Source organism: Xanthomonas sp. LMG 12459 (genome assembly GCF_009192905.1).
In the GTDB taxonomy this organism is placed as follows: domain Bacteria; phylum Pseudomonadota; class Gammaproteobacteria; order Xanthomonadales; family Xanthomonadaceae; genus Xanthomonas_A; species Xanthomonas_A sontii.
Map to the genome: position 1 here is coordinate 1 of NZ_NSGT01000045.1, position 8615 is coordinate 8615.

The 8615-nt window shown below is 69.6% G+C and carries 8 protein-coding genes and 1 pseudogene; 7 read left to right on the forward strand and 2 right to left on the reverse strand.

Going from position 1 to position 8615, the window contains the following annotated elements; all coding sequences use genetic code 11:
* Positions 1–391 precede the first annotated feature (391 nt).
* Positions 392–637: a hypothetical protein gene (locus CEK65_RS11645; RefSeq protein ID WP_226980557.1), complete on the forward strand. Its 246-nt coding sequence runs from the start codon at positions 392–394 to the stop codon at positions 635–637.
* Between the two features lie 65 nt (positions 638–702).
* Here CEK65_RS11645 and CEK65_RS11650 read toward each other — a convergent pair whose 3' ends face one another.
* The gene (locus CEK65_RS11650; RefSeq protein WP_152181827.1) at positions 703–1077 is read right to left on the reverse strand and encodes a response regulator; all 375 of its coding nucleotides are present in this window, start codon (positions 1075–1077) and stop codon (positions 703–705) included.
* 114 nt (positions 1078–1191) lie between these two features.
* On the opposite strand from CEK65_RS11650, the gene CEK65_RS11655 reads away from it, so the two are divergent.
* Positions 1192–2499, forward strand: a complete 1308-nt coding sequence (locus CEK65_RS11655) for an ATP-binding protein (protein WP_152181828.1) — start codon at positions 1192–1194, stop codon at positions 2497–2499.
* Between the two features lie 6 nt (positions 2500–2505).
* Here CEK65_RS11655 and CEK65_RS11660 read toward each other — a convergent pair whose 3' ends face one another.
* Positions 2506–3126, reverse strand: coding sequence for an isochorismatase family cysteine hydrolase (locus tag CEK65_RS11660; protein ID WP_226980558.1), 621 nt, complete (start codon positions 3124–3126; stop codon positions 2506–2508).
* A gap of 308 nt (positions 3127–3434) precedes the next feature.
* Here CEK65_RS11660 and mdoH point away from each other — a divergent pair, with 308 nt between their 5' ends.
* The 5 genes and pseudogenes from mdoH to CEK65_RS11685 all read left to right on the forward strand — a co-directional run.
* Positions 3435–5384, forward strand: a complete 1950-nt coding sequence (mdoH, locus tag CEK65_RS11665; RefSeq protein WP_193314769.1) for a glucans biosynthesis glucosyltransferase MdoH — start codon at positions 3435–3437, stop codon at positions 5382–5384.
* A 39-nt stretch (positions 5385–5423) separates the two neighbouring features.
* Positions 5424–6089, forward strand: a complete 666-nt coding sequence (locus tag CEK65_RS11670; RefSeq protein WP_152181831.1) for an alpha/beta hydrolase — start codon at positions 5424–5426, stop codon at positions 6087–6089.
* Positions 6090–6177: 88 nt separating this feature from the next.
* Positions 6178–6924, forward strand: a complete 747-nt coding sequence (locus CEK65_RS11675; RefSeq protein WP_193312529.1) for a LytTR family DNA-binding domain-containing protein — start codon at positions 6178–6180, stop codon at positions 6922–6924.
* Between the two features lie 58 nt (positions 6925–6982).
* Positions 6983–7906 carry a hydroxymethylbilane synthase gene (hemC, locus tag CEK65_RS11680; RefSeq protein WP_152181832.1) on the forward strand — a complete coding sequence of 308 codons (924 nt, stop codon included), beginning with the start codon at positions 6983–6985 and terminating at the stop codon, positions 7904–7906.
* Positions 7907–8498: 592 nt separating this feature from the next.
* Positions 8499–8615: pseudogene (locus CEK65_RS11685) on the forward strand (IS110 family transposase); the annotation flags it as partial.

An 8615-nucleotide genomic window follows, 5' to 3' on the forward strand; every position in this document is an offset into this window, starting at 1 on the left:
ACATGGCGGTTCCGTCTGGGAAGGGGGAGGACGGGGCACACGAAAAGCGGAAAGCGACTGCCGACGCGCGTCCTGGCGGGCGCGCGACGTGATGCGAAGAAAGAGGCACAGCAGCGTCGAAACGGAACGGCGATGTTGCAGTGCGATAATGCACGAGCAAAGTACAAATGGCGCGATAAAAGAGGCGTGAAGCGCGCGCTTGTCTACGGCGAAATGGAGAGTGCGGCGCATAGTGGATTTGCCGAACGTCAGACGCCGCAAGCATGGATCGCGTTGCACGTGCGAATGAATCGTTTAGCTTCCGTTGCCGGACACGTGCCGCGCTCCCCGTGCGACCGTGGTCGCCACCTCCGTTGTGCGAGCTTCATGCGGTCTATGGTGCAGTGTGCTCATGACAGTCTTGAAACCGCAGATGCGCCGCGAGCTGGACGGCTTCGTCCTCGATGGGCTGCTGCGTGCGTGCCCGGATGGCGTGCTCGAGCCGCAGATCTGCAGCAGTGGCCACGACGGTGCGGTACTCGGCCGGCACGCGTTCGACGGCGTGTATTTCCGCGATGCCAACGCCGGGGCCTATTTCGTCGCCGAGCGCCTGGCGGCGATCCGTTCGGCACGGTACGGAAAGCTGGTCTTCGCCTGAATTCGCTGGCCGGTCGTCTGTCGGATGCGATTGCCGTGGGGAAGCGGTGTGGGGTGGCGCCCCGCTCAGGCTCCGGTCTGCAGACGATCCAAGGCCGCCAGCAGATCGGTGCGGCGGTACGGCTTCGGCAGAAAGCCGGTGTGCTCCGGCAGCATCCATGGTTCCGGCGCGTGCATGCCGGAGGTCAGCAGGGCCGGGGTGACGATGCCGCGGCGGCGCAACTGGCGCACCATGCTCAAGCCGTCGCAGCGCGGCATCTGCACGTCGCTGAAGATCAACATCACGTCCGCATGCCGTTCCAGCACCGCCAGTGCTTCCTGCGCGGTCGCCGCCGACAGGACCCGGTATCCATCGGCAGCCAGCATGGCGGCGGCCAGTTCCCGGATCGTCTGGTCGTCCTCCACCAGCAGAATGGTGGTGGAGACGGTTGTCGCGCGCATAATGCCGTTATCGCCCCGTGAGTGATCGCTGTCAGATTCACGATTCGGCAGTGAAGCGCTGGTGACGCCCCGTGAATCCCGATATTCTCGACATTACTTACTGCGAGATGCAGCTTGACCACGCACGCCCACTATCGGCAGATCGTCGAGCTCTCCCACGACTGCATCAAGGAAGTCGGCCGCGACGGCGTCGTGCGCTCGATCAATCCCCACGGGTTGGCCCTCCTGGGCGTTTCCGACCCCGCTGACGTCGTCGGCCATCCCTGGGCCGAGCTGTGGCCCGAGGACATGCGCTCGCTGACCCAGGGCGCCTTCGCCGCGGCGCTGGGTAACGAACAGCGCGAATTCTGGGCGGAGCGCGCATCGCTGGATGGACGCAAGCGCTGGTGGCATGTGATGGTCAGTCCGCTGGCCAACGCTTCGGCGCGGGTGGAAAGCGTGCTGGTGATCAGCCGCGACGTCACCCAGCAGCACCAGGTCGAACAGGCCCTGCGCGCGCTGGGTCACCTCGCCCCGATCGAGGGCCGGGGCGACACGATGGACGCCGACGATGCCGCTGCGCTGGGCCGTCGCTGGCAGACCGAGCAGTCGCAGCTGCGCGGGCAACTGGACATCGCCCTGGCTGCGCAGCGCGTGGCCGAGCGCGCCATGACCCAGGCGCAGAAGGGCGAGGCGGTGGGGCAGATGCTTGCCGGCGTGGTCCACGACTTCAACAACATGCTGCATACCGCGATCACCTCGGTGAGCATGGTCGCCGACCATCCGCAGCGCCTGCAGCCGGACCAGCAACGGCTGCTCGCCATCGCCAACGAGGCCTTGCAGCACGGCGCGGGCATGACCCGGCGCCTGCTCGGCTTCGCCCGCGCGCACCCGGTCAAGCCGATCTGGCTGGACCTGAACGAGCTGGTGACGCAGATGCAGCCGTTGTTGGCGCAGGCGCTGGGCGGCGAGATGCGCCTGCAATTGCTTGCATGCGCCGAGGTGGCGACGACCTATGCCGACCGCAACGCGGTCGAGCAGGCGGTACTGAATCTGGCGTTGAACGCGCGCGACGCCAGTCGCCCCGGCGATGCGGTGACGATCCGCTGCGGCGCGCTGGAGGTGCCGCCGTCGCGCGCGGCGGCGATGCGCCAGCCCGGCCGCTACGTGACCCTGGCGGTCAGCGACCAGGGCGAGGGCATGTCCGATGCGGTCAAGTCGCGCCTGTTCGAGGCGTACTTCACCACCAAGCCCGAGGGTAAGGGCACTGGTCTTGGGCTGGCCCAGGTCTATGGGTTGGTGCGCCAGGCCGGCGGCTTCGTCGACGTCGAATCGGAACTGGGACGCGGCACCACCATCACCCTGGCGTTCCCGTTCGTGGCGCGGCCGCTCGGCGACGAGGGCGAGGGCGCCGGCCTGATGCCGGTGCCGACGGCGGAGTAACCCCGCTCATCCGTCTGCGCGTGCCGGCAGCCGGTCGCTGATGCGCACCGCGAAGGCCTCGCGCAGCACCTGCAGCGCCCGTTGCTGGCGCCCGGCATCCAGCGCCGCGCAGCACGAGGGCGGCACCTGCACCTGGAAATCGCGCATGCGCGCATCGATCGCGGTCGCCAGCACGCAGGCGTCGGTGGCGATGCCGGTGACCAGCAGGCGGGTGGTCTGCAGCCGCGCCAGCAGCAGGGCCAGGGCCGAACCGAGGAAGGCGGAGTGCTTGGGCTTGAGCACGTAATAGTCCTGCGGGCGCGGCGCCAGGCAGGCGGCAATGCGTGCGCCGCGCTGCTTCGGGTCGGCGCACAGGGTCCACAGACCTTCGAAATCGGTCCGCCAGTCGGCGACGTTGTCGTTGGCGAACAGCACCGGCCAGCCGCGGCGATGGAAGCGCGCGCGGAGCTGGGCGATGCGCTCGGCCACCGGCAGTGCGGCCTCCGCCAGCCGTGCGCCGTCCGGGAAGTCGAAACGGCTGATCATGTCCACGATCAACAGCGCCGGCGCTCCGTGCGGCGTCGCGGGTGCTGCCGGATGGTCGTGTTGCCGCTGGGTGCGTGTGCGTCGCCGGGCGGGCTGGCGCATGCGTCGATCCTCCATAGCCGGACTGGCTTCATGGTCGGCGCAACGGGTGAAACGCGGGTGAGCGCAGGTGACGGCGGCATGGCTGAACGGATCGGCCGGCGTTACCTCGGCGCCGCCGCTGGCCACCTTCGCGAAAGCTTACTATTTAGGGTTTACATTGACCGGCGTCCTTGCCCGTCGACAGGAGAGCACGTGGTACCAACTGGCGAACACAACCAGGCGCGCGTGGCCGCGGCGGCATCCGCCGTGCCGTCCGCCAGCGGCACTTCCCGATGGCGCTGCGGCGCCGGACGCGGTCGGCGGATCGCATGAGCACGGTCGCCCCCACACCGGCCGTGCACGTCGATGCTCCCCTGGATGCCGGCCACGCGGTCCTGCCGCCCGAGGCGCCGCTGGCCATGCCGCTGCAGTCGCTGCAGGAAGGCAAACTGCGCAACACGCGCCTGCCCAGCACCCCGGTCGGGATCGGCTGGCGGCGCTTCTACGTGTTCGGCACCACCGCCGCGATGACCGCCTATGCCAGTTGGCTGATCGGCAAGGTCTTGGTGATCGGCGGCGTGAGCGTGCTCGAAGCCTGTCTGATGGTGCTGTTCATCCCGTTGTTCGCCTGGATCGCGCTGTCGTTCGTGAGCGCGCTGGCCGGCTTCTTCACCCTGGTGTTCGGCAAGGGTCGCAAGCTCGGCATCGATCCGGACGCGCCGCTGCCGCAGGTGCGCAACCGCACCGCGCTGCTGATGCCCACCTACAACGAGGATCCGCACCGGCTGATGGCCGGCCTGCAGGCGATCTACGAATCGGTGGCGGCCACCGGCCAGATCGAGCGCTTCGATTTCTTCATCCTCAGCGACACCACGCGCCCGGCCATCGGCGCGGAAGAAGAGAAGGTGTACGCCGAGCTGGTGGAGCGCGTCGGCGGCCAAGGCCGCCTGTTCTACCGGCGCCGCGCCAGCAATGCCGGGCGCAAGGCCGGCAACATCGCCGACTGGGTACGCCGCTTCGGCGGCGCCTATCCGCAGATGCTGATCCTGGACGCCGACAGCCTGATGACCGGCGACAGCATCGTGCGCCTGGCTGCCGGCATGGAGGCCAACCCCGACGTCGGCCTGATCCAGACCCTGCCGGAAGTGGTCAACGGCAACACCCTGTTCGCGCGCATGCAGCAGTTCGGCGGCCGCGTCTACGGCCCGGTGATCGCCTTCGGCGTGGCCTGGTGGCATGGGGCGGAAAGCAACTACTGGGGTCACAACGCGATGATCCGCACCGAGGCCTTCGCCGCGCAGGCGGGCCTGCCGTCGCTGCCCGGGCGCAAGCCGTTCTGCGGCCACGTGCTCAGCCACGACTTCGTCGAGGCGGCGCTGATGCGCCGCGGCGGCTGGGCGATGCACATGGTGCCGTACCTGCAGGGCAGCTACGAGGAAGGCCCGCCGACGCTGACCGACCTGCTGGTGCGCGACCGCCGCTGGTGCCAGGGCAACCTGCAGCACTCCAAGGTGGTGCGCACGCGTGGCCTGCACTGGGTCAGCCGCATGCACATGCTGATCGGCATCGGCCATTACTTCACCGCGCCGATGTGGGGCATGCTGATGCTGATCGGCATCGCCATTCCGCTGCAGAACGGCGGTTTCGACCTGGTCGCCTCGGTGATCTCGCCGTTCTCGCCGGCGCGCTACTGGCACCAGCAGGACTCCACGCGGGTGGCCTGGGTATTCGCGGTGACCATGTTCGTGCTGCTGGCGCCCAAGGTGATGGGCTACTTCGCGATGCTGCTCAAGCCCGGCGAACGCCGCGGCTGCGGCGGCGGGCTGCGCGCCTTCGCCAGCATGCTGCTGGAAACCCTGCTGGCCGCGCTGATGGCGCCGGTGGTGATGTACGTGCAGTCGCGCGGCGTGGCCGAGGTGCTGGCCGGCAAGGACTCGGGCTGGGACGCGCAGCAGCGCGACGATGGGCGCATTTCGTGGTCGGCGCTGTTGCGCAGCTACGGCGGACTGAGCGCGTTCGGCCTGCTGATGGGCGGCATGGCCTATGCCGTGTCGCCGTCGCTGGCGGCATGGATGGCGCCGGTGGTGATCGGCATGGCGCTGGCGGTGCCGGTGGTGGCGATCAGCTCCTCGCGCGCCGCCGGCCTGTGGCTGCGCAAGCTGCGCATCCTCGCCATTCCCGAGGAGTCGCAGCCGCCGGCAGTGCTGCTGCGCGCCGCCGAACTGCGCCGTGAGGCCGCCGCACGCCGTGCCGAGGCCGAGGCGCAGGCCGGGGGCTGAGGCCGGCATACTATCCGGTCTCATTCATCGGGAACCGACATGCTGGAGACAGTGGAACACGAGACCGGCGCCGCGCCGCGCTGGACCGTCCTGTGGCTGCACGGCCTGGGCGCCGACGGCAACGACTTCGCGCCGCTGGTGCCGGAACTGGTGCGGCCGCACTGGCCGGCGCTGCGCTTCGTGTTCCCGCACGCGCCGGTGCGGCCGGTGACGGTCAACAACGGCGTGCGCATGCGCGCCTGGTACGACATCGTCAGCATGGACTTCTCCAACCGCGCCGACAGTGCCGGCGTCGCCGAATCGGTTGCCCAGGTCGAGGCCCTGATCGCGCGCGAGGACGCGCGCGGCGTGCCGGCCGAGCGCCTGCTGCTGGCCGGCTTTTCCCAGGGCGGCGCGATCACCCTGGCCGCCGGCCTGCGCCGCGAACGGCCACTGGCCGGCCTGATCGGGCTGTCCACCTACCTGCCGGAACTGGAGAGCGTCGCCAAGTGGCACGTCCCGGCGGCCCTGCGGCAACCGCTGTTCATGGCCCACGGCCAGGGCGACCCGGTGATCCCGCAGACCTACGCCGAGCGTACCGCGCAGACCCTGCAGGCGCTGGGCATGCCGGTGCAGTGGCGACGCTATCCGATGGCGCACCAGGTCTGCGCCGAGGAAATCGCCGACCTGGGCGACTGGATGGACGCCTGCCTCGCCGGCAGCTGATTGCAGCGGCCGCATGGCGGCATGGTGCGATGCCGATGGCGGGCGCCCGGAACCAGGGCTAGTATCGGCCGCAGCGCACGCCAGTCGAGTGAGGGAGACCTGGGTGAAGGTGCTGATCGCCGACGACGAACCCCTGGCGCGCGAACGCCTGCGCACGCTGCTGGCCGCGCATGCCGGCGTGGAAGTGGTGGCCGAAGCCGACAACGGCATGGACGCGCTGCACGCCTGCGCCGCGGCGCAGCCCGACCTGGTGCTGCTGGACATCGCCATGCCCGGTCTCGACGGCCTGGAGGCCGCACGCCACCTGGCCACCTTCGAGCCGCGCCCGGCGGTGGTGTTCTGCACCGCCTACGACGCGCATGCGCTGTCCGCGTTCGAGGCGGCGGCGATCGACTACCTGATGAAGCCGGTGCGCGCCGAGCGCCTGGCTGCGGCCCTGCAGCGCGCCCGTACCTTCATGGCCGGACGCGGCAACGGCGACGCCGCGGCGCCGGCCCCGCAGCGCCGCACCCACCTGTGTGCGCGCCTGCGCGGCAGCCTGCGGCTGATCCCGGTCGACGACATCCACTACCTGCAGGCCGAGGAAAAGTACGTGGTCGTGCACCACGCGCGCGGCGAGGACCTGATCGAGGAATCGCTGCGCGCGCTGGAGGAGGAGTTCGCCGAGCGCTTCGTGCGCATCCACCGCAACTGCCTGGTCGCGCGCCACGAACTGGTGGAGCTGCGCCGGCTCGGCGAGGGCCAGGTGCAGGCGGTGCTGCGCCATGGCAAGCAACCGCTGGAGGTCAGCCGGCGCTGCGTGGCGCAACTGCGCAAGGAGATCCACCAACGCTGACGCCGCCCGGGTCGCCCGCGTGCAGCGGCGGACGGCGGCTTTCCGCGATAATGCGCGCATGAAGATCCTGCGCATCGCTACCCGCAAGAGTCCGCTCGCCCTGTGGCAGAGCGAGCATGTCGCCGCCTGCCTGCGCCGCGCGCACCCGCACCTGGACGTGGTGCTGGTGCCGATGAGCACCCGCGGCGACGAAGTCCTGGACCGCTCGCTGGCGGCGATCGGCGGCAAGGGCCTGTTCCTGAAGGAACTGGAGCTGGCGATGCTGCGCGGCGAGGCCGATTGCGCGGTGCATTCGCTCAAGGACGTGCCGATGGAGCTGGATCCGCCGTTCGTGCTGCCGGCGATCCTGCCGCGCGCCGATCCGGCCGATGCGCTGATCTCCAACCTCTACGCCTCGCTGGACGCGCTGCCGCTGGGCGCGCGCGTCGGCACCTCCTCGCTGCGGCGGCAGGCGCAACTGCGCGCGCGGCGCCCGGACCTGGAACTGCTGGACCTGCGCGGCAACGTCAACACGCGCCTGGCCAAGCTCGACAACGGCGGCTACGACGGTATCGTGCTGGCCTGCGCCGGCCTGCAGCGGTTGGGCCTGGAGGGGCGCATCACCCAGCGCCTGCAGGCGCCGGACTGGCTGCCGGCGCCGGCGCAGGGCGCCATCGCAGTGGAATGCCGCGAGGACGCCAGTGCCGCGCTGGCATTGTTCGCCGCGCTGGACGACGCTCCGACCCGCACCTGCGTGGAGGCCGAGCGGGCGATGAACCGCGCCCTGCACGGCAGTTGCCACGTGCCGGTGGCGGCCTTCGCGCAATGGTGCGGCGAGGATTTGCTGTTGCAGGGCCTGGTCGGCGGCGTCGCCGACGGGCGCCTGGTGCGCGCGGAGTTGCAGCGCAGTGCGCAGGATCCGCAGGCGCTGGGCCAGGCCGTGGCCGAGGCCCTGCTGGGTGCCGGCGCTCGCGAACTGCTGGATGTCGACCTGCCGGCCTGAGGGCGTGCGCAGTCCGCGCCAGCGACGGTGGGGGGGGCACCTGTCATGCAGTCGCGACAAGCGAAGCCGAAAGCGGATTGACACCCTCCGTCGTCGGGACTGAAGTCCCTCCCACAGTGCAGATCCCGGCAGTGCTGGTTGCGCGCGTGTGGGAGCGGCTTCAGCCGCGATGCGCGTTACCGGGAAAGCCTGTCGCGGCTGAAGCCGCTCCTACGAGGAGCGTGGGCGTATCCGGGCACCGCGGCCAGGATGCTGGACGGCGATGGCAGAAGTCGCTGCTGCAACGGGGTCGAGCGGCCTGGAGCCGGTCGTTGCCGACCCTCTACGGTCGCGGCAGAAGCCGCTCCTTGTATCTGGACATGTCGCCCCTAAACAGGCGTCATGTCTTCCGACTGATCATCGGAGGAGGTGCGGGAGGTCCAGTCGCTCCTAAAGCTTCGAGCTTGCATCGTAGATCGGCTCCGCCCTCCACATGCTGGCCCTTGTGTGTCCGAACGGTATCCAGAGTCCGCCCGCGGGCGTGAACTCGCATCGACAAGGCAGGACCGGGCCCAGCGCCGATCATGACCCTGACACGATGGAGGAATCGCCTATGTCTGCCGTCATCGGCATCGACGTCGCCAAACGCAGTTTCGATGTGGCCATCGAGCTGACCAATGGCAAGCACCGTACCAAGGCCAAGTTGTCCAACGATGCCAAGGGCTTCCAG